At 74.7% G+C, this 18,658-nt stretch carries 15 protein-coding genes and 1 pseudogene; 7 read left to right on the forward strand and 9 right to left on the reverse strand.

The annotated features are described in order from the left end of the window. Positions 1 to 7: 7 nt before the first annotated feature. Positions 8 to 2,182, reverse strand: a complete 2,175-nt coding sequence (locus ACF9IK_RS22275; RefSeq protein ID WP_395295898.1) for a cache domain-containing protein — start codon at positions 2,180 to 2,182, stop codon at positions 8 to 10. 217 nt (positions 2,183 to 2,399) lie between these two features. Between ACF9IK_RS22275 and ACF9IK_RS22280 the strand changes: the two genes are divergently transcribed. Continuing rightward, the gene (locus ACF9IK_RS22280) at positions 2,400 to 3,407 is read left to right on the forward strand and encodes a hypothetical protein (protein WP_395295899.1); all 1,008 of its coding nucleotides are present in this window, start codon (positions 2,400 to 2,402) and stop codon (positions 3,405 to 3,407) included. An 8-nt stretch (positions 3,408 to 3,415) separates the two neighbouring features. Here the strand turns inward: ACF9IK_RS22280 and ACF9IK_RS22285 are convergent, their stop codons facing one another. Then, complete coding sequence (locus tag ACF9IK_RS22285) at positions 3,416 to 3,853, reverse strand: gamma-glutamylcyclotransferase (RefSeq protein ID WP_395295900.1); 438 nt, start codon at positions 3,851 to 3,853, stop codon at positions 3,416 to 3,418. A 98-nt stretch (positions 3,854 to 3,951) separates the two neighbouring features. On the opposite strand from ACF9IK_RS22285, the gene ACF9IK_RS22290 reads away from it, so the two are divergent. Together ACF9IK_RS22290 and ACF9IK_RS22295 are read left to right on the forward strand one after the other, a co-directional pair. Continuing rightward, a complete protein-coding gene (locus tag ACF9IK_RS22290; protein ID WP_395295901.1) occupies positions 3,952 to 5,406 on the forward strand; it encodes an NAD(P)H-quinone dehydrogenase in 1,455 nt (484 codons plus the stop codon). Positions 5,407 to 5,641: 235 nt separating this feature from the next. After that, the gene (locus ACF9IK_RS22295) at positions 5,642 to 6,604 is read left to right on the forward strand and encodes a DeoR/GlpR family DNA-binding transcription regulator (protein WP_395298648.1); all 963 of its coding nucleotides are present in this window, start codon (positions 5,642 to 5,644) and stop codon (positions 6,602 to 6,604) included. Between the two features lie 163 nt (positions 6,605 to 6,767). Here ACF9IK_RS22295 and ACF9IK_RS22300 read toward each other — a convergent pair whose 3' ends face one another. The 6 genes from ACF9IK_RS22300 to ACF9IK_RS22325 all read right to left on the reverse strand — a co-directional run bounded on the left by ACF9IK_RS22300 (position 6,768) and on the right by ACF9IK_RS22325 (position 12,544). Further along, complete coding sequence (locus tag ACF9IK_RS22300) at positions 6,768 to 8,543, reverse strand: acetyl/propionyl/methylcrotonyl-CoA carboxylase subunit alpha (RefSeq protein WP_395295902.1); 1,776 nt, start codon at positions 8,541 to 8,543, stop codon at positions 6,768 to 6,770. Between the two features lie 220 nt (positions 8,544 to 8,763). Continuing rightward, positions 8,764 to 9,519, reverse strand: coding sequence for a hypothetical protein (locus tag ACF9IK_RS22305; protein ID WP_395295903.1), 756 nt, complete (start codon positions 9,517 to 9,519; stop codon positions 8,764 to 8,766). A gap of 230 nt (positions 9,520 to 9,749) precedes the next feature. Next, positions 9,750 to 10,349 (reverse strand): nucleoside triphosphate pyrophosphatase, encoded by a 600-nt coding sequence (locus ACF9IK_RS22310; RefSeq protein ID WP_395295904.1) that lies wholly within the window; start codon positions 10,347 to 10,349, stop codon positions 9,750 to 9,752. A gap of 31 nt (positions 10,350 to 10,380) precedes the next feature. Then, on the reverse strand, positions 10,381 to 10,521 hold the full coding sequence (gene mmpB / locus ACF9IK_RS22315; RefSeq protein WP_395295905.1) for a morphogenic membrane protein MmpB: 141 nt from the start codon (positions 10,519 to 10,521) through the stop codon (positions 10,381 to 10,383). 170 nt (positions 10,522 to 10,691) lie between these two features. Further along, positions 10,692 to 10,913 carry an acyl-CoA carboxylase subunit epsilon gene (locus tag ACF9IK_RS22320; protein ID WP_238862883.1) on the reverse strand — a complete coding sequence of 74 codons (222 nt, stop codon included), beginning with the start codon at positions 10,911 to 10,913 and terminating at the stop codon, positions 10,692 to 10,694. A gap of 41 nt (positions 10,914 to 10,954) precedes the next feature. Next, complete coding sequence (locus tag ACF9IK_RS22325; protein WP_395295906.1) at positions 10,955 to 12,544, reverse strand: acyl-CoA carboxylase subunit beta; 1,590 nt, start codon at positions 12,542 to 12,544, stop codon at positions 10,955 to 10,957. Between the two features lie 267 nt (positions 12,545 to 12,811). Between ACF9IK_RS22325 and ACF9IK_RS22330 the strand changes: the two genes are divergently transcribed. From ACF9IK_RS22330 to ACF9IK_RS22345, 4 genes and pseudogenes are all read left to right on the forward strand, one after another. Continuing rightward, positions 12,812 to 13,705, forward strand: coding sequence for a biotin--[acetyl-CoA-carboxylase] ligase (locus ACF9IK_RS22330; RefSeq protein ID WP_395295907.1), 894 nt, complete (start codon positions 12,812 to 12,814; stop codon positions 13,703 to 13,705). A gap of 169 nt (positions 13,706 to 13,874) precedes the next feature. Beyond that, positions 13,875 to 14,999 carry an adenylate/guanylate cyclase domain-containing protein gene (locus tag ACF9IK_RS22335; RefSeq protein ID WP_395295908.1) on the forward strand — a complete coding sequence of 375 codons (1,125 nt, stop codon included), beginning with the start codon at positions 13,875 to 13,877 and terminating at the stop codon, positions 14,997 to 14,999. A 484-nt stretch (positions 15,000 to 15,483) separates the two neighbouring features. After that, positions 15,484 to 16,611, forward strand: a pseudogene (locus ACF9IK_RS22340) (diguanylate cyclase domain-containing protein); the annotation flags it as partial. A gap of 894 nt (positions 16,612 to 17,505) precedes the next feature. Further along, on the forward strand, positions 17,506 to 17,874 hold the full coding sequence (locus tag ACF9IK_RS22345; RefSeq protein ID WP_395295909.1) for a hypothetical protein: 369 nt from the start codon (positions 17,506 to 17,508) through the stop codon (positions 17,872 to 17,874). A gap of 14 nt (positions 17,875 to 17,888) precedes the next feature. Here the strand turns inward: ACF9IK_RS22345 and ACF9IK_RS22350 are convergent, their stop codons facing one another. After that, positions 17,889 to 18,494, reverse strand: a complete 606-nt coding sequence (locus ACF9IK_RS22350) for a TetR/AcrR family transcriptional regulator (RefSeq protein ID WP_395295910.1) — start codon at positions 18,492 to 18,494, stop codon at positions 17,889 to 17,891. Positions 18,495 to 18,658: the final 164 nt, after the last annotated feature.

Here is an 18,658-nt window from a genome sequence, read left to right on the forward strand (position 1 = left end):
CGGGTCCTTATCCGTGGGATCCGTGAGCGGTCGGCGTGCGGCGAGCGGCGCGTTCCAGGTCCTGGCGGAGCAGCTCCAGGCTGCGGGCGACGGCGCCCACCTCGTCGTGGTGGACGGGGTAGAGCACGGTGCGGCGGTCCCCGGCGGCCAGCGCCTCGGCGCTCGCGGCGAGCCGGCGCAGCGGCAGGCCGACGACGACGTGGAGCCAGCCGAGGCAGAGCGCGGCCGCGGCCAGGCCGAGCACGCCGGCCAGTACGGCGCGCCGGTCGGCCCGGTTCTGGTCGAGGTGGAGCCAGGCCACGGGGGATGCGGTGACCACGGACCAGCCGAGCTTGGCGACGGTGCCGTTGCCGCCGAGCGGGGCGGCGGCCAGCACGACCGGGTCGCCTCCGGAGCGGACCACGTCGGCGGCGGCGTTCTTCCCGGCGCCGGCCAGCACCGCCCCGGCCCGGTCGTCCGGGAGCGCCCCGAAGGAGCTGTAGCCCTCGTTCGCGGCGAGCACGCGCCGGCGGTCGTCGACCAGCCAGACCCGGCCGAGGCCGGGGCGGGTGAGCAGGCTGTTCAGGAAGTCGGTCCTGAACTCGCCGATCAGCACCGGCCCCTCGGCCGGCCGGGCGTCGTCCCCCTCGGGCTCGGCGGCGGAGAGCGCCGTGCGGGCGGCGATCCGGGGCTCCTTGCCGGACGTGTTGAGCAGCAGGACGCCGCTCGCGCCGAGGGAATCCGGCCCGGTGCGGTGCGGCTCCTCGCCGACCCGGACGAGCACCTTGCCGTCGGCACCGAGGACGTAGAGCGAGCGGTACCGCTCGTGCTCGTCGAGGGTGGTGCGCAGCAGCGCCTCCGCCTTGCCGACCGAGGCGTCGGTGAGTGCGGGCGCGATGGAGCGCAGGTCGGCGTAGCCCTCGTTCAGCGCCTGGCGGATCCGGTCGGCGGCGGTGTCGGTGCGGTCCCGCTGGCCTGCCACCACCTGGGTGGGGACACGGACCGAGTCGTCGACGCCGCCGAGCAGCAGCAGCGGGCCGGACCAGCTGAGGACGACCACCGCGCACAGGGCGAGCGGCAGCGCGGTGCCCGGGCGGGCCGGGTCGAGCAGCTGGAGCCGGAGCTCCTCCAGGGCGCGGCCGATCCGGCCGGCCTCGCCGCGGCGGGGCCCGCGGACCGGTTCGTCCAGCTCGCCGCGGTTGAGCCGGCGGGCGTCCAGGAAGAGCCGGAGCAGGGGGCGCTGGAGGACGCGGACCAGGAACCAGGCGATCAGCAGCGCGACCAGCAGCAGCGCGCCGGCGGCGGTCAGGCCGAGGGCCGGATGGCGCAGGCTGCCGGGCTTGCCCTCGACGCTGCCGAGGGAGACGACGGCCAGGCCGAGCGGGGCGGCGAGGTCGTGTCCGTCGGCGGTGGCGACCGCCGCGTAGCCGGCCACCCGGCGCACGCCCTTGGCGTCCGGGGTGCCGGCCAGGCTGCCGGAGGCGGTCTCGCCGGGTGCCGGACGGGCGCGGGCGGCGCGCTGCCGGGCGAGGGCGACCAGCTGCTCGTCGGACTCGTCGGCCGGCGCGGCGCCGGTGGAGTCCAGGACGGCGCCGGTGGAGTCCAGGACCTCGATGGTCTGCTCTTTGCGGGTGGCGATGCGGGGCAGCCGCAGGTTGTCGGAGGCGACCAGCAGGGCGCGGCCGTCCGCCTCGGTGGTGACCACGGCGAAGGTGAGCAGCCGGGTGCCGGCGGTGGAGGGCACGAGCAGCGGCGCGGGCGCGGTGTCGGTGACCTTGGTGAGGTCGAGGCCGGCCAGCGGGACGGTCTCACCGCGGGCGGCGAGCAGCCGGCCGGTGTCGGGCCGGACGACCACCGTGCCGCGCCACTTGCGGTACGCCTGGCCGAGCGCGAGGAGTACGGCGTCGGGCGTGGCGGGTGCGCCGTCGTAGCGGGCGGCGGCGCGGCGCAGGTCGGTGGCGCTCTCCTGGATGCCGGCGCGGAGCGAGGCGGCGGTGTCCTCGGCGGCGTACTGGTGGGACTCGCGGACGGCCTGCGGGGTGTCGTCCACCCGGAGGCCGCCGACGGCCAGCGCGGTGATGGCGGCGACGGCCAGCAGCAGGATCAGCAGCAGCGCGATCGGCGGGCGGATGCCCCCGAGCAGCGGCATGTCGGCCCGGCGGCGATGGCGGTGCTGTCGCGGCTGGAATGTTGCCGTGCTCACGGAGGCCTCGCCATCGGTTCGGGGTGGGGGGGGGGGTGGCAGTGCGCCCCCTCCCCTGGTGCCCCGCCGTGACCTGTGGGTCAGACCCTGGTCAAACCTGAACAGGTTACGTAGCCACCTTCAATATGCTGTCTCGTTTGGGTCTCGCAACGGAGAAGCTTTGGTATCGATAGGCCATGGCCTTGGAAAGGTGACTTGCGCGATAGGTTCTGGCCCCATGGAGAGACGGGGAGCGAACCGGCCCGGCGCGCGGCGCGCGGCGGCGCTGCCGGTGGCGGCGCTGCTGGTGCTGCTGGCGCTGGCGGTCGGGCTGACGGTCGCGGCGCGCGGCTCGGGCGGGCGTCCGGCGGGGCCGGCGGCGGGCGCGGCCGTGGGCGTGCCCGATCCGGGTGGACCGCAGCCGGTCGACCTGGCGGCCGAGGTCGACGCGTACACCGCGGGCCTGGCCCCCTCCGGGCCGTACCTGGTGCCGGACGCGGCGCAGCGGCGTGCCGTCGCGGACGGCGTGCTCGCGGTCCTCGACGGGCGGCCCGACCGGGCCGGGCAGGCGCTGGCACCGGTGGGCTACCGGCTGACCGAGTTCACCGAGGCGGGCAGCGGGCGTCGGGTGGCCGAGATCGCGGAGGAGCGCCCGGAGGGCTCCGCGGACGGGCGTGGCTGGGGCCGGGTCTACCTGGACCTCTCGTCGAAGTCCGCCTGGTCGGTGCAGGTGCCGCACCCGGTCTCGGACAGCCGGACCGAGCTGATCGGGGTGGACCTCTTCCGGGCCGTGCCGGGCGGCGTGCTGGTGCTCGCCGGGGCGCACCGCCGGGCCGGCGCCGACGGCGCCTCGGATCCGGCGCACCGCGGCGACACCGTCTTCGCCGCGGTGGTCGAGACGCTGACCGGCCGCGGGCTGCCTGGCATCCAGGTGCACGGTTTCGACGAGGGCAGCCTGCCGGGGGCGGACGCGGTGGTCTCCAGCGGCGCCGGGGCGGCCGGGCCGGCCGCCGAGCTGACCGCCGACGGGTTCGGCCGGGCGGGGTTCGCCGTCTGCCGGGCCTGGCGGGAGAAGTGCGGTCAGCTGGAGGGCACCACCAACGTCGAGGGCCGGTTCGCGGCCGGGCTCGGCGTGCCGTGGCTCCACGTCGAGCTGGCCAACGCGCTGCGCACCGAGCCGGCCCGCCGCGCCCGGGTGGCCGCGGTGCTCGCCGGGACCGCGCGCGGTTGGGCGGCGGGTTCGTGAGTCCGGCCTCAGCAGGGGCGGCGGCGGAGGTCCAGGACGTAGTCGTGCGGCGCGCCCGCGCTCTCCGCCGCGTCGGCGATCAGCCCGAGGTAGCGGGCCGCGGGCAGGCCGCCCTCGTAGTCGTTGAGCACGTACGTCCACACCGGGATGTCGCCGTCCAGGGTGTGCGCGCGCAGCTTGATCTTGCGGTAGATGCCGAGCTGGACGCCCTCCCAGCGGTCCAGGCCCTCCTCGTCCACCGGCGACACGTCGTACAGCGAGACGAAGACCTGGTCCTTGCCGTCCTCGACCACGGTCGCCAGCGACCCCTCCCAGCCGAGGTGCTCGCCGCCGAAGGTGAGGCGCCAGCCGTCCAGCCACCCGGTGCCGCGCAGCGGGGAGTGCGGGGCGCGGCGGGTCATCTGCCGGGCATCGAGGTTGGTGGCATACGCGGCGTAAAGGGGCATGGGGCGAAGCCTAGACCGTCGGCCGGCGCTCCCGGGTGACCGGGCGATCGCACGGAAGCCCCGACCCCGGCGTGGCGGTGCTCGCGGCGTGCGGGACAATGGGGGGCGTGACTCGGATCGTGATCATCGGTGGCGGACCCGGCGGCTACGAGGCGGCGCTGGTCGCTGCTCAGCTCGGCGCGGAGGTGACCGTCGTCGACCGCGACGGTCTGGGCGGATCGGCGGTGCTCACGGACTGCGTGCCGTCGAAGACGCTGATCGCGACCGCGGAGGTGATGACGACCTTCGACAGCTCGTACGAGGAGCTGGGCATCATCGTCGCCGACGACACCCCGCCGCTGGAACGGCAGGCCCGGGTGGTCGGCGTGGACCTCGGCAAGGTCAACCGGCGTGTGAAGCGGCTCGCCATCGCCCAGTCCCACGACATCACCCAGTCGGTGACCCGGGCGGGCGTCACCGTGCTGCGCGGCCGCGGCCGGCTCGGCGCCGGCGGCCAGGCCGTGGACGGCTCCCGCGAGGTCCTGGTGGACGCGCCCGACGGCAGCGTCCAGTCGCTGCGCGCGGACGCCGTGCTGATCGCCACCGGCGCCCACCCCCGCGAGCTGCCGGACGCCCAGCCGGACGGCGAGCGGATCCTGACCTGGACCCAGGTGTACGACCTGGAGGAGCTGCCCCGCGAGCTGATCGTGGTCGGCTCCGGCGTCACCGGCGCCGAGTTCGCCGGCGCCTACCAGGCGATCGGCTCCAAGGTCACCCTGGTCTCCAGCCGCGACCGGGTGCTGCCGGGCGAGGACCCGGACGCCGCCGAGGTGCTGGAGGAGGTCTTCCGCCGCCGCGGCATGAACGTGATGAGCCGCTCCCGGGCCGAGGGCGCCAAGCGGGTGGGCGACCACGTCGAGGTGACCCTCTCCGACGGCACGGTGATCAAGGGCACGCACTGCCTGATGGCGGTCGGCTCGATCCCCAACACCGCGGAGATGGGCCTGGAGGAGGCCGGGGTCAAGCTCAACGACTGGGGTCAGATCCAGGTCGACCGGGTCTCCCGTACCACCGCCCCCGGCGTGTACGCGGCCGGCGACTGCACCGGCGTCTTCATGCTCGCCTCGGTGGCGGCCATGCAGGGCCGGATCGCGATGTACCACGCGCTGGGCGACGCCGTGCAGCCGCTGAACCTGAAGACCGTGGCCTCCAACGTCTTCACCGACCCGGAGATCGCCACCGTCGGCTACACCGCCGCCGACGTGAAGTGCGGCAAGATGGACGCGGTCGAGGTGAAGCTGCCGCTGCGCGGCAACCCGCGGGCGAAGATGCAGGGCATCCGGGACGGCTTCGTGAAGCTGTTCTGCCGCCCGGGCACCGGCATCGTGGTCGGCGGCGTGGTGGTCGCGCCGCGCGCCAGCGAGCTGATCCACCCGATCTCGCTCGCGGTGGACGCCAATCTGACGGTCGAACAGGTGGCCAGCGCCTTCACCGTCTACCCGTCCGTCTCCGGCTCGACCGCCGAGGCCGCCCGTCAGCTGCACATCCGGAAGCGGGCCGACGGCGAAAGCTGAGCGTCCGACGCGAAGTTGAGGGCGGCCGCCGACCGGTGGCCGCCCTTCGCGCACCCGGGGTGTCACCCGGACGGCGGGCGCAGTCCCGGGTTGCTGACGGCGCGTATTGTACGGTCACGCGCCGCTCCGGTGCGAGCAATTCCGGCTACCAGCTGCAAACGCCTGAAAGCAGACGGTCACGCAGGTTACCGTCGGTTCTGTGTTTGCTGCAGAACGTCGCCAGTTGATCCTCGAAATGGTGCGCGCCAACGGAGCCGTGTCGCTCCGCGAGCTGGCCCGCGTCGTCCAGACCTCCGAAGTGACCGTGCGCCGAGACGTGCGGGCGCTGGAGGCAGAAGGGCTCCTCGACCGCCGGCACGGCGGCGCGGTGCTCCCCGGCGGCTTCAGCCGCGAACCCGGCTACCCGCAGAAGACCCACCTCTCCGCGGCCGAGAAGAGCGCCATCGCCGACCTCGCCGCGGGCCTGGTGGAGGAGGGGGACGCCGTGGTGGTCGGCGCCGGCACCACCACCCAGGAGCTGGCCCGCCGGCTGGCCCGGGTGCCCGGCCTGACGGTGGTGACCAACTCGCTGCTGGTGGCGCAGGCGCTGGCGCACGCCAACCGGGTCGAGGTGGTGATGACCGGCGGCACCCTGCGGGGCTCCAACTACGCCCTGGTGGGCAGCGGGGCCGAGCAGTCGCTGCACGGGCTGCGGGTCTCCAAGGCGTTCATCTCCGGCAGCGGGCTGACGGCCGAGCGCGGCCTGTCGACCACGAACATGCTCTCCGCGAGCGTGGACCGGGCTCTGGTGCAGTCGGCCGCCGAGGTCATCGTCCTCGCCGACCACACCAAGCTCGGCGCGGACACCATGTTCCAGACCGTCCCGACCGAGACCATCACCCGCCTGGTCACCGACGAGCACGCCACCTCCGAGGACACCACCGCGCGCGAGCTGGACGCGCTCGCCGACTGCGGGGTGCAGATCGACCTGGCGCCGCTCGGCGCCGCCCCGGCCGGCGACGCACCGGTGCACGGCACCGGCAGCGGCCCCCTCCACCAGACCCAGCCCGGCCCGCTGGCGCGCCGCGCCGCGCCGCCGCCCGGCGGGGCCCCGCTGCCCGGCCAGCGCCGCCCCGGAACGCACGGCGGCCCCGCGGGGCCGGGCGGGCCGGTCCCGGTCCGCCTCGCCGAGCTGGGCGGCCTTCCGCGGGCCCGCTGAGCCCGGCGAGGCGGCCGGTCCGGGCACGCCGTCCGGCGAGGCGGCGCCTCCGGCGGCCCCGCGTGGCCGCCGGGGGCGCAAACGGAACCGGTCCGCACACCCACGAGGGGCGTACGGACCGGTTCGGAGCACTCGGTGCCCGTCAGGCCCGGGCCTGGACCGTTCAGTCCTTGATCTCGCAGAGCGCGGCGCCGCTGCTGACGCTCGCGCCGACCTCGGCCTTGAGGCCGACCACGGTGCCGGCCTTGTGCGCGTTCAGCGGCTGCTCCATCTTCATCGCCTCCAGGACGACGATCAGCTCGCCCTCGGCGACGACCTGACCCTCCTCGACGGCGACCTTCACGATGGTGCCCTGCATCGGCGAGGCCAGCGTGTCACCGCTGACCGCCGAGCCGGCCTTCTTGGCACCCACCCGGCGCTTGGCCTTGGCGGCGCCGCCGGTCGTGGCCGCCGGGGCGGCGGAGACGCCCAGCGAGGACGGCAGCGAGACCTCGATCCGCTTGCCCCCGACCTCGACCACGACGGTCTCGCGGCCCTCGGCCTCCTCGCCCTCGCCGGCAGCGCCCGCGAACGCCGGGATGGTGTTCTGGAACTCGGTCTCGATCCAGCGGGTGAAGACCTTGAACGGCTCGTCGCTGCCGTGCACCTCGGGCGCGAACGCCGGGTCGGTGACGACCGCCTGGTGGAACGGGATGGCGGTGGCCATGCCCTCCACCTTGAACTCGTTCAGCGCCCGCCTGGCCCGCTCCAGGGCCTGCTTGCGGTCCCGGCCGCTGACGATCAGCTTGGCGAGCAGCGAGTCCCAGGCGGGGCCGATGACCGAGCCGGTCTCCACGCCGGAGTCCAGCCGGACGCCCGGGCCGGACGGCGGGGCGAACAGCGTCACCGTGCCGGGCGCAGGCAGGAAGTTGCGGCCCGGGTCCTCGCCGTTGATGCGGAACTCGAAGGAGTGGCCGCGAACCTCCGGGTCGCCGTAGCCCAGCTCCTCGCCGTCGGCGATCCGGAACATCTCGCGGACCAGGTCGAGTCCGGTGACCTCCTCGGTGACCGGGTGCTCCACCTGCAGACGGGTGTTGACCTCCAGGAAGGAGATCGTGCCGTCGAGCGCCACCAGGAACTCACAGGTCCCGGCGCCGACGTAGCCGGCCTCCTTCAGGATGGCCTTGGACGCCCGGTACAGCTCGGCGTTCTGCTCGGGGGTGAGGAACGGCGCGGGCGCCTCCTCGACGAGCTTCTGGTGCCGGCGCTGCAGCGAGCAGTCGCGGGTCGAGACGACCACCACGTTGCCGTGCTGGTCGGCCAGGCACTGGGTCTCGACGTGGCGCGGGTTGTCCAGGTAGCGCTCGACGAAGCACTCGCCGCGCCCGAAGGCGGCGACCGCCTCGCGCACCGCGGAGTCGTACAGCTCCGGGATCTCCTCCAGGGTGCGGGCGACCTTCAGACCGCGGCCGCCGCCGCCGAAGGCCGCCTTGATGGCGACCGGCAGGCCGTGCTCCTGCGCGAAGACGACGACCTCGTCGGCGCCCGAGACCGGGTCCGGCGTGCCGGCCACCAGCGGGGCACCGGCGCGCTGCGCCACGTGCCGGGCGGTGACCTTGTCACCGAGGTCGCGGATGGCCTGCGGCGGCGGGCCGATCCAGGTGAGGCCCGCGTCGAGGACGGCCTGGGCGAAGTCGGCGTTCTCCGACAGGAAGCCGTAGCCGGGGTGGACGGCGTCCGCGCCCGAGTCGGCGGCCGCCTTCAGTACCTTGGCGATGTCCAGGTAACTGGTGCCGGGGGTGTCGCCGCCCAGCGCGTAAGCCTCGTCGGCCGCGCGGACGTGCAGCGCATCCCGGTCCGGCTCGGCGTAGACGGCGACGCTGGCGATACCGGCGTCCGAGCAGGCACGGGCGACGCGGACGGCGATTTCCCCGCGGTTGGCGATGAGCACCTTGCGCACTGTGGCTCCCTTCTTGAACCTGGTCGAGTTTATGGATTTCTGGGCGGTACCGGCGAGTAGCCCCAGCTTGTGAACTATCCCACACGCAGGGTGATGTATTCCGGGAGCCGGTCCGCGGTCGGACGGGGGTCTCTGCAGGTGGCCGCGGGTGCCGTGATCCGCACGAGGTTCGTGCGGACGGTGACGGGGCGGCGTGGCGAAGCGGTGGCCTTGGCCACACTCAGCCGGCGGGGGTCGCAGCGGGCGGCCGTTCGAGTGCCCGGGCGGTCACGTCGGCGGCGAGCTCCACCACGTCCGGCCCGTACGCCTTGGGGTTGGCGACCCGCAGCACGAGCGCGAAGGTGCCGTCCTCGCCGTACCGCCGGGCGAGCTGCCGGTGGTTGGCGGCCAGGTAGCGCACGGCGGCGTGGTTGGCGACGGCGCTCTGCCCGGCGACCAGGAAGGCCGGTCGGTTGCCGGGCGCCCGGTGCACGCGGGCGAGCAGGGCGAAGACCTGGCCGCCGGACGGCTCGGACTCGCTCTCGGACCGGAACTCCTCGCCGCCCACCGACAGGGTGAACACCGGGGCCGCCCCCGCGAGGTCCTGGTGGAACGCCACCCCGGGCAGCCAGGACGCCAGGTGGGCCGCCGTCCGGTCGTTGCTGACCGGGCCGCCCAGGCAGAACTCGGCCTTGTGGCCCAGCCCCTGGCGGACCTCGTCGTGGACGACCAGGTCGGCCTCGGCGCCGCACTCCCTGACCAGCGCGGCGATCTCCATCAGCGCGAAGACGTCGTTGCGCGAGACGCTCTTCCCGCTGGTCGAGGCGGCGTGCCGGTTCACCACGATCAGGCACTCGTTGCCCGCCGGCAGGCCGAGGAAGGAGCGGACCCGCTCCAACCGCCGTCTCCGCCGCAGGTTCTGCGCGAGCCAGCCCAGACCGGCGCTGATCGCGCTGGCCACCAGGCCCAGCAGCACGTTGAGCAGACTGTCGGTCATCCGCTCGCCCTCCTCCCCGTCGGAACGGCGGTCAGCCTAGCCGTGGTGCTCGACCGCAGCCATGGACGGTCTCCACAGCCGCTCCCGGCCCGCGTCGGGCGACCCGGACAACGGCGGGACGGCCGCGGGGTGCTACGGCGGCGGGAGCCGCCGCCCCCGCGGAGCGCGACGGTTCGGGTGCGAAGGAGGCCAAGGCCCGGCCGGCGGTCGGCCGTCAGTCCGGGAGCTCGTCAGGCCCAGAGGTCGGTGATGCGGACGCCGAGGTCGGCCAGTAGCGAGCGCAGCAGCGGCAGCGAGAGGCCGATGACGTTGCCGGGGTCGCCGTCGATGCCCTCGACGAACGGGGCCGAGCGGCCGTCCAGTGTGAACGCGCCGGCCACGTGCAGCGGCTCGCCGGAGGCCACGTAGGCGGCGATCTCGGCGTCGTCCGGGGTGCCGAAGCGGACGGTGGTGGAGGCGGTGGCCGAGGACTGCTCGCCGGTGACGGTGTCGATCACGCAGTGCCCGGTGCGCAGCACGCCGGCGCGGCCGCGCATGGACTGCCAGCGGGCCAGCGCCTCGGCGGCGTCGGCGGGCTTGCCGAGCGCCTGCCCGTCCAGCTCCAGCACTGAGTCGCAGCCGATCACCAGCTCGCCGCCGGCGAGTTCGGCGGCGACGGCCTTGGCCTTGGCCTCGGCGAGGACGAGCGCGAGCTCGGCGGGGGTGGCGGCGGTGATCGCGTCCTCGTCGACCCCGCTGACCATCACCTGCGGGTCGAGGCCCGCCTGGCGGAGCAGCCCGAGGCGGGCGGGGGAGGCGGAGGCGAGGACGAGGGCGCGGCGGTCGGTCATGCCCACCAGGGTAGGGGGTGGTGTCCGCCGGTCAGGTGAAGAAGCGGGTCACCATCAGCAGGACGGAGCCCACCAGCATGATGGCGGCCAGCACCCGGCCCGCCTGCTGCATCCGCTTCTGCATCTGCTGGGCCTCGGGTGAGGGTTCGTCGCGTGGATCTGACCAGAGCACGTTTCCAGGGTGCGCCGCGTCCGGCGCCGCCCGCCTGAGTACGCGTACTCAGGTTTCGCACGGCCCGGGGCGGGGCCCGGCGGTGCGCGGAGCGGGCAGCGGAGTGGGCAGCGGAGTGGGACGTCGGACGGGCCGACTTCCCACTCCGCGGGTGGTGCGTGGGCGGCGGCTCAGCCCGCCCAGCCCGAGGTGCGCCAGACGTTGACGCCGGGGCGCGGGGTGGCCCGCAGCCGGCGGGCGCGGTCGTTCCAGGGGGAGTCCGGGCCGGCGCCCGCGCGGCGGGCCGCCTCGGCGGCGGCCTGCGCGGCGGCGGCCCGGGACTGGACCACCGCCAGGACGGTGGCCAGCTCCTCGGGGGTCGGCTGCCCGTGCAGCACGTGGATCGGGGCCATGGCTCAATCCTCTCGCGACGGCCGCTGCTGGGTGGGGGCGATCACAGCGGGATGTTGCCGTGCTTCTTGGGCGGCAGCACCTCGCGCTTGCCGCGCAGCGCCCGCAGGCCGCGGACGATGTGCCGGCGGGTCTCGCTCGGGGCGATGACGGCGTCCACGTAGCCGCGCTCGGCCGCCAGGTAGGGGTTGAGCAGCGTGTCCTCGTAGGAGGCGATCAGCTCGGCCCGCTTCTCCTCGACGTTGCCGGCGGCCTCCGCCTCGGCGATCTCGCGCCGGTGCAGGATGTTGACCGCGCCCTGCGCGCCCATGACGGCGATCTGCGCGGTCGGCCAGGCGAGGTTGAGGTCGGCGCCCAGGTGCTTGGAGCCCATGACGTCGTACGCGCCGCCGAAGGCCTTGCGGGTGATCACGGTGATCAGCGGCACGGTGGCCTCGGCGTAGGCGTAGATCAGCTTGGCGCCGCGGCGGATGATGCCGTCCCACTCCTGCTCGGTGCCGGGCAGGAAGCCGGGCACGTCGACGAAGGTCAGCACCGGGATGTTGAAGGAGTCGCAGGTGCGGATGAACCGGGCGGCCTTCTCGCTGGCGGCGATGTCCAGGCAGCCGGCCAGGTCCATCGGCTGGTTGCCGACGATGCCGACCGAGTGGCCCTCGACCCGGCCGAAGCCGGTGATGATGTTGCCCGCGTACAGCGGCTGCGTCTCCAGGAACTCGCCGTCGTCCAGGACGTGCTCGATCACCTTGTGCATGTCGTACGGCTGGTTCGCCGAGTCCGGCACCAGGGTGTCGAGTTCGAGGTCCTCGTCGGTGACCGAGAGGTCCGCCTCCTCGGGGAAGGAGGGCGCGTCGGAGAGGTTGTTGGAGGGCAGGTACGAGAGCAGGCTCTTGACGTACTCGATCGCCTCCTTCTCGTCCGTGGCCAGGTAGTGCGCGTTCCCGGACTTGGTGTTGTGGGTGCGCGCGCCGCCCAGCTCCTCCATGCCGACGTCCTCGCCGGTGACGGTCTTGATGACGTCCGGGCCGGTGATGAACATGTGCGAGGTCTGGTCGGCCATCACCACGAAGTCGGTGATCGCGGGGGAGTAGACCGCGCCGCCCGCGCAGGGGCCCATGATCAGCGAGATCTGCGGGATCACCCCGGAGGCGTGCACGTTGCGGCGGAAGATCTCGCCGTACAGGCCGAGCGAGACCACGCCCTCCTGGATGCGGGCGCCGCCGGAGTCGTTGATGCCGATGACCGGGCAGCCGGTCTTCAGCGCGAAGTCCATCACCTTGACGATCTTCTCGCCGAAGACCTCGCCGAGCGAGCCGCCGAAGACCGTGAAGTCCTGGGCGAAGACCGCGACCTGGCGGCCGTCGACGGTGCCGTAGCCGGTGACGACGCCGTCGCCGTACGGGCGGTTCCTCTCCTGCCCGAAGTTGGTCGAGCGGTGCCGGGCGAACTCGTCGAACTCGACGAAGGAGTCCTCGTCCAGCAGTTCCACCACGCGCTCGCGGGCCGTCAGCTTGCCCTTGGCGTGCTGCTTCTCCACGGCCTTGGCGGAGCCGGAGTGCACCGCCTCGTCGATCCTGCGGCGCAGGTCGGCGAGCTTTCCGGCAGTGGTGTGGGGGTCGTACGGCGCCTCGGTCATCCGGTGGGCTCTCCCTGATCCAATGGGCCGCGACCTGTTGAGTGCTGCGCGGACCGGAAGGAGGACCGCGCACGAGGGCAGGGCGGCGCAACGAACTACCGTTGAGTAGCGTAGCCAGCACGGAGGGCCAGACGTAACGTCCTGCCGTTATGGTCAGCGACACAGTGTGTTGACGCGCGTTCTGCGGGACGATGGGGCGGACTGCGCCGTCCGGGGCGCTTCCGGCAATCCCCGCCGCACGGCCTGGCAGCGCCTAGGCTCGGGACCATGACCGAACCCGTCACCCCCCGCCGTAGTGGACTGCGCGGCTTCGGCCACGCCGGCCCGTCGCCCTGGACCGATCTGGACCGGCCCCCGCTGGACGCCGCGGCGCTCCAGCACGACCTGGTGCTGCCGGGCGGGCTCTGGACCTCGGTGGACGTCGTCACCGAGACCGGCTCCACCAACAGCGACCTGGCCGCGCGGGCCGCGGAGGGCGCGCCGCAGGGCGCCGTACTGGTGGCCGAGCAGCAGAACGCCGGCCGCGGGCGGCTGGAGCGGCAGTGGACGGCCCCGGCCCGCTCCGGTCTCTTCCTCTCCGTCCTGCTCCGCCCGGACGGGGTACCCGTCGAGCGGTACGGCTGGTTGCCGATCCTGGTCGGCGTCGCCGCGGCGAGCACGCTGAACCGGGTCGCCGAGGTCGAGGTCGGCCTGAAGTGGCCGAACGACCTCCAGGTCGAGATCGCCGGTGCGGAGCGCAAGATCGGCGGCATCCTCACCGAGCTCGGCGGGGGAGCGGTGGTGGCCGGCCTCGGCCTCAACGTCTCGCTGCGCGAGGCCGAGCTTCCCGTCCCCACCGCGGGCTCGCTGGTGCTGGCGGGTGCCGCGGTGACCGACCGGTCCATCCTGCTGCGCGCCCTGCTGCGCGAGTTCGCCGGGCTGTACGAGGAGTGGACGGCCGCCGCCGGCGACCCGCAGGCCAGCGGTCTGCTGCCGGCCTACCTGGACCGCTGCACCACACTGGGCCGCCAGGTCAGGGTGCACCTGCCGGGCGGCCGCGAGCTGCTGGGCGAGGCCGTGGCGGTGGACGGCGACGGCCGGCTGGTGGTCCGCACTCCCGACGGCGCCCGGCGGGCGGTGGGCGCGGGGGACGTCGTCCACGTGCGCCCGGAGCCGCGCTGAACGGCACTCTTCACCTCCCCTTGACCCGGGCGGATGCCCCGGATCGCGGGATTCCGTGCGAATATTCCACCTGGCAGGAGTGTGAGGCGCGCCACTGCCCGCGGGGCGGCGGGCGCGCCCGGACAGGCAGGACACGAGGCGAGTGCGGCGACCGCACGGGGACGGACCGGTGGCAGAGGACGGCAGCAAGGGCGGAACGGCGGGCACCCACGACCAGACGGTCGCGCTCGACCTCGAACGCCTGATCCTGGACGCGCCGCGCCGCTACACCCCGTACCAGGCCGCGCGTGCCGCCGACGTCCCGATGGAGCTGGCCACCAGGTTCTGGCGGGCGATGGGCTTCCCCGACATCGGGCAGTCCCGGGCCCTCACCGACGGCGACGTGATCGCACTGCGCCGACTGGCCGGCCTGGTGGAGTCGGGCCTGCTCAGCGAGTCGATGGCGATCCAGGTGGCGCGCTCCACCGGCCAGACCACCGCCCGGCTGGCGGGCTGGCAGATGGACACCTTCCTGGAGAACCTCACCCAGTCCGTCGAGCCCGGACTGACCCGGGCCGAGGTGGCCTACCCGCTCGTCGAGCTGCTGCTGCCGGAGCTGGAGCAGTTCCTGGTCTACGTCTGGCGCCGGCAGCTGGCCGCCGTCACCGGCCGGGTGGTGCAGGCCGCCGAGGACACCGAGATCACCAGCGGCCGGCTGGCGGTGGGCTTCGCCGACCTGGTCGGCTTCACCCGGCTCTCCCGCCGGCTGGAGGAGGAGGAGCTCGGCGAGCTGGTCGAGACCTTCGAGAACACCTGCTCCGACCTGATCGCCGGCCAGGGCGGCCGGGTGATCAAGACCCTCGGCGACGAGATCCTCTACGTCTCCGAGGACCCGGTGACCGCCGCCGAGATCGCGCTCGGCCTGATCGAGGCGCTGGCCGAGGACGACACCATCCCGGCCCTTCGGGTCGGCATGGCCTTCGGCACCGTCACCTCGCGGATGGGCGACGTCTTCGGCACCACCGTCAACCTGGCCAGCCGGCTCACCTCCATCGCACCCAAGGACGCCGTGCTGATCGACGGCGAGTTCGCCATCGCGCTGGAGCAGAACGGCAGCGTCGCCCCGGCGGATGCGGACGGTCCCGGGCTCGCCGACGCGCTGTCGGCCGCCGCCGGGATGCCGGCGTCCGGCCTGCCGGTACCGGGGCCGGACTCCGGGCGCCGCTTCAACCTCCAGCCGATGTGGCGCCGCCCGGTCCGCGGACTCGGGCTGGTCGAGCCCTGGCTGCTGTCGCGGCGGCTGCGTACGGAGTAGCCCGCGCCCGGCCCACGCCCCGCGCTCGGCGCGGGGTGCGCCCGCTCGGCGCACTCGGCCCGGCATGCGCCCCGGCCCGGTCGGCGTGGCGTTCGCGCGGTTGCGGCCCGGCGGTGGGGCGTACGCCGGCGTACGTGGTGGAACGGTGGCCGAACGGTGGAAACCCGTCCGGGGGCACGGATCGATCTCGGCAAACGGGGCATAACCGAACGAAACCGCCATAGTCTTGGTGCAAGCGGATGCGAGCGGTACGGCCCCGGCGCGGTCCGAGCCCCCGGTGGTGGCTGCGCGCCCAGGGCGGGGAGCGGGCGTCCCCGGCGGGCGGCGCTGCGCGGGACCGAGCAGGACCGGGCACAGGGAACGAGGCGAGCCGGTGAGCAGTGAGGCGACCATGGCGGACCGCGGCTGCGACTGCGGCGGGTCGGATCGGCCGCCCGCCGCCCCCGACCTGCGGCTGAAGTCCGTGGTCGAGCTCGCGCAGGACATGTCGGCCGCGCTCACCCCCCTGGAGGCCGTACGGGCCGCCGCCGCCCGCGCCACCGGGGCGCTCGGCGCGTCCATGGCCGCCGTCTCGGTCTGGGACCGGGAGTCCGGCCGGCTGCGGGTGCTGGTCAACCACGGCGCGCTGGCCCCGGGGGAGGAGGAGCTGCCGGAGGACGAGTCCTACCCGGTCGCCGACTTCCCCGAGATCGTCACCTACCTGGAGGAGCGCTGGACCACCGGCCGGCTGCCGCGCGCCTGGGTGCAGACGGCCGAGGACTCCGAGCCGCACGCCGGACACTCGCACCCGACCGCCGGCGCGTACTGCCAGGAGCGCGCCGCGGCGCTGCGCAGGCGCGGGCGGGCCTGCTGCGTGGTCGCCCCGATCGTGCTGCACGGCCAGGCCTGGGGCGAGCTCTACCTGGCCCGGTCCGTCGGGATGCCCGAGTTCACCGAGGCCGACGCCGGCTACGCCACCCTGCTGGCGGCCCAGATCTCGGCCGGTCTGGCCCAGACCGAGCGCCTCGCCGACCTGCGCAAACTCGCCTTCTCCGACCCGCTGACCGGCCTGGCCAACCGGCGCGCGGTGGACGCCCGGCTGGAGGGCGCGCTGGAGGCGCACAACCGGGACAACACCGTCGTCTCGCTGGTGGTCTGCGACGTCAACGGCCTCAAGCGGGTCAACGACCAGCTCGGCCACGAGATGGGCGACCGGCTGCTGGAGCGTTTCGCCCACCAGCTCTCGCTGGCCGCCGCCCGGCTTCCCGGCAGTCTGGCCGCCCGGCTCGGCGGCGACGAGTTCTGCCTGCTGGTCGAGGGCCAGAAGGCGGACGAGGTGGTGGCCGTCGCCGAGGAGCTGTGCGCACGGGCGCTGGCGCTGGCCGAGGGCGAGGGCGTGGCCTGCGGGGTCGCCTCCACCGGGGACTCGATCGGCCCGGTCACCACGCCCGACCGGCTGTTCCGGCTCGCCGACGCCGCGCAGTACCGGGCCAAGGCCGCCCGCTCGGCCCATCCCGTGGTGGCCGGGCGCAGCCACGGCCCCGGCTTCGCCCCCGACCCGACCGTGTTGCTCGCCGACGCCGCCGACCCGCACCACCGGGCCGACGCCCGGGGCCGCAGCGGCCGGGCCGGAGCCGGTGACCGGCGGCGGTTCCGCGGCGCGGCGCACAGCGCAGACCCGGGCCAGCTGCTCACCGCGGTGCTGGCCGCGCTCGACCGTCACGGCGAGGCCCGCTCGGTCCACCCGGCCGACACCATCGGCAAGCTGGTGGTGGTCGCGGAGACCTCGGCCCGGCTGCTGGACGCGGTCGGCTGGTGGGTGTCGTACGTCCCGCCCGGTTCGCCGCTGATGCGCACCACCCAGCACGCGGTGTACCGGATGACCAGCGGCCCGAGCAGCTCGCGCGCGGAGACCCAGCGGGCGCAGATCGAGGCCCCGGACGCGGTCTTCGACCTGCGGCACTACCCGCTGACCCGGGGGGCGGTCCGCGGTGGCGCCTTCGCGCTGCGGGCGGGCGCGGCCGGGAACGACCCGGCGGAGGAGGCCGTGCTGGTGGTCTCCGGCTACCGCGGCATGCTTGCGGCCGGCGGCCAGAACCCGGCGGGCGGCTGGCTGGTCGAGCTGTTCGCCGACGACGCCACCCTGCCGCTCGGCCAGGTGGCCTCGGCCCTGCGCGCTCTGGTCTCGGTCGCCCTCGCCGGTCCCTCCTCCGCACCGCCGGCCTGACGGCGGCGCCGGGGAACCGCCGTCGGACCCCCGCCTGCGCGACGTTCCCCGTGTCGACGGCTCCGGGCCCTTCGGCCGGGAGGCGCCCGCGCCCCCGTCATGCGGTGCACGCACCCGCCGCCGCCCGCGCGGCCGGCGCGCCGCCCCGGCGGGTTGTGTCGGTTCGGTGACCGGCGTGTCCCGAGCGGGTCGCGGTCCGGGGCGGACCTTGCCGGAGGGCTGGGCGGCGCGGGTCGTGCGTGGGATGGTGTTCGGCGGTCGGCGGGCCCACCGGGGCCGGACCGGATGGGGGTTCACAGCATGCGTGCTCGTCTGACGGGCCTTGTCCTCTCCGCGGTGCTCGCGTTCGGCGGCACCGCGCTCGCCGCCGCTCCGGCGGCCCAGGCCGCGCCGCGCGCGGCCGCGGCCAGCGTCGCCTCGGCCGCCTCGGCCGGATCGGTCCAGGCGGGCACCGCCGGCGCGGGCGCGCAGGCGGCCCCGGCCGCCGGGGTGGCCGCCGACCGGCACGACAGCACCCGGCTGGCCGCCTCCAAGGACAAGTCCAAGAAAAAGAAGAAGAAGGGCCTCGGCAAGCTGATCGGCGTGATCATCGGCGTCGTGGTGGTGCTGGTGGTGATCGCCGTGATCATCGCGGTGATCGTCATGCTCCGCCGCCGCAACCGCAGCTGACGGCTGGCAGGCGGTCAGCCGGTCGAAGCCCCGAGCGCGCGCAGGACCGTCTCGACGAGGCGGTCCGCGTACGCGTGGTCGAGCGGGCCGAGGCCGTGCAGCCAGCGGTAGTACATCGGGCCGTAGAGCAGCTCGACGGCGAGGTCGAGGTCGGCGTCGGCGCGGACCAGCCCGGCCGTGCGGGCGGCCCGAAGGCGTGCGCGGGTGACCTCCAGCAGCGGGTCGAGCAGTCGCTCGCGGTACTCGCGCAGCAGGTCCGGGTCGTTGAGGACCTCGGCGGTGAGGGCGCGGCCGGTGCGGTCGAAGCCCGGGTCGGCCAGCTCGTCGGCGGTGGGGCGCAGCACGGCCCGCAGGTCGGCGGCGAGGTCGCCGGTGTCGGGGAGGTCGTAACCGCCGCCGGCGTCCTGGCTGGCGGCCAGGAAGGCGTCGAAGACCACCGCGCCCTTGGAGGGCCACCAGCGGTAGATGGTCTGCTTGCCGACGCCGGCGCGGGCGGCGATCTTCTCGATGGTGAGCTTGCCGAAGCCCGCCTCGGCGACCAGCTCGGCGGCGGCGGTGAGGATCGCGGCGCGGCTCTGTTCGTTGCGGCGGGTCGGGTCGGGGGCGGTGTGGCGGGCCATGGGGTTCATCGTATCCGGATTGCGAGACGGAACGTATCGTCTTGATACGGGTGTCGGTGCGGCCGGCCCGGGTCCGGTCCGGAGGGCTGTACGTGGCGGGCCGCCCACCCGGCCGCGAGCCTGCCTGTCGGGTCGGTCGGGTGGTGTGGTGCGGCCGGATGGCC

This window comes from Kitasatospora hibisci (assembly GCF_043950205.1).
GTDB classification, from domain to species: domain Bacteria; phylum Actinomycetota; class Actinomycetes; order Streptomycetales; family Streptomycetaceae; genus Kitasatospora; species Kitasatospora hibisci.

Coding starts and splice junctions, on each gene's coding strand:
- ACF9IK_RS22285 (WP_395295900.1), bottom strand. CDS start 3,853: ATGCCCCTTTACGCCGCGTATGCCACCAACCTCGATGCCCGGCAGATG.
- ACF9IK_RS22345 (WP_395295909.1), top strand. CDS start 17,506: ATGCGTGCTCGTCTGACGGGCCTTGTCCTCTCCGCGGTGCTCGCGTTC.
- ACF9IK_RS22350 (WP_395295910.1), bottom strand. CDS start 18,494: ATGGCCCGCCACACCGCCCCCGACCCGACCCGCCGCAACGAACAGAGC.
- ACF9IK_RS22290 (WP_395295901.1), top strand. CDS start 3,952: ATGGGGGGCGTGACTCGGATCGTGATCATCGGTGGCGGACCCGGCGGC.
- ACF9IK_RS22320 (WP_238862883.1), bottom strand. CDS start 10,913: ATGGCCCCGATCCACGTGCTGCACGGGCAGCCGACCCCCGAGGAGCTG.
- ACF9IK_RS22330 (WP_395295907.1), top strand. CDS start 12,812: ATGACCGAACCCGTCACCCCCCGCCGTAGTGGACTGCGCGGCTTCGGC.
- ACF9IK_RS22325 (WP_395295906.1), bottom strand. CDS start 12,544: ATGACCGAGGCGCCGTACGACCCCCACACCACTGCCGGAAAGCTCGCC.
- ACF9IK_RS22280 (WP_395295899.1), top strand. CDS start 2,400: ATGGAGAGACGGGGAGCGAACCGGCCCGGCGCGCGGCGCGCGGCGGCG.
- ACF9IK_RS22295 (WP_395298648.1), top strand. CDS start 5,642: ATGGTGCGCGCCAACGGAGCCGTGTCGCTCCGCGAGCTGGCCCGCGTC.
- ACF9IK_RS22305 (WP_395295903.1), bottom strand. CDS start 9,519: ATGACCGACAGTCTGCTCAACGTGCTGCTGGGCCTGGTGGCCAGCGCG.
- ACF9IK_RS22310 (WP_395295904.1), bottom strand. CDS start 10,349: ATGACCGACCGCCGCGCCCTCGTCCTCGCCTCCGCCTCCCCCGCCCGC.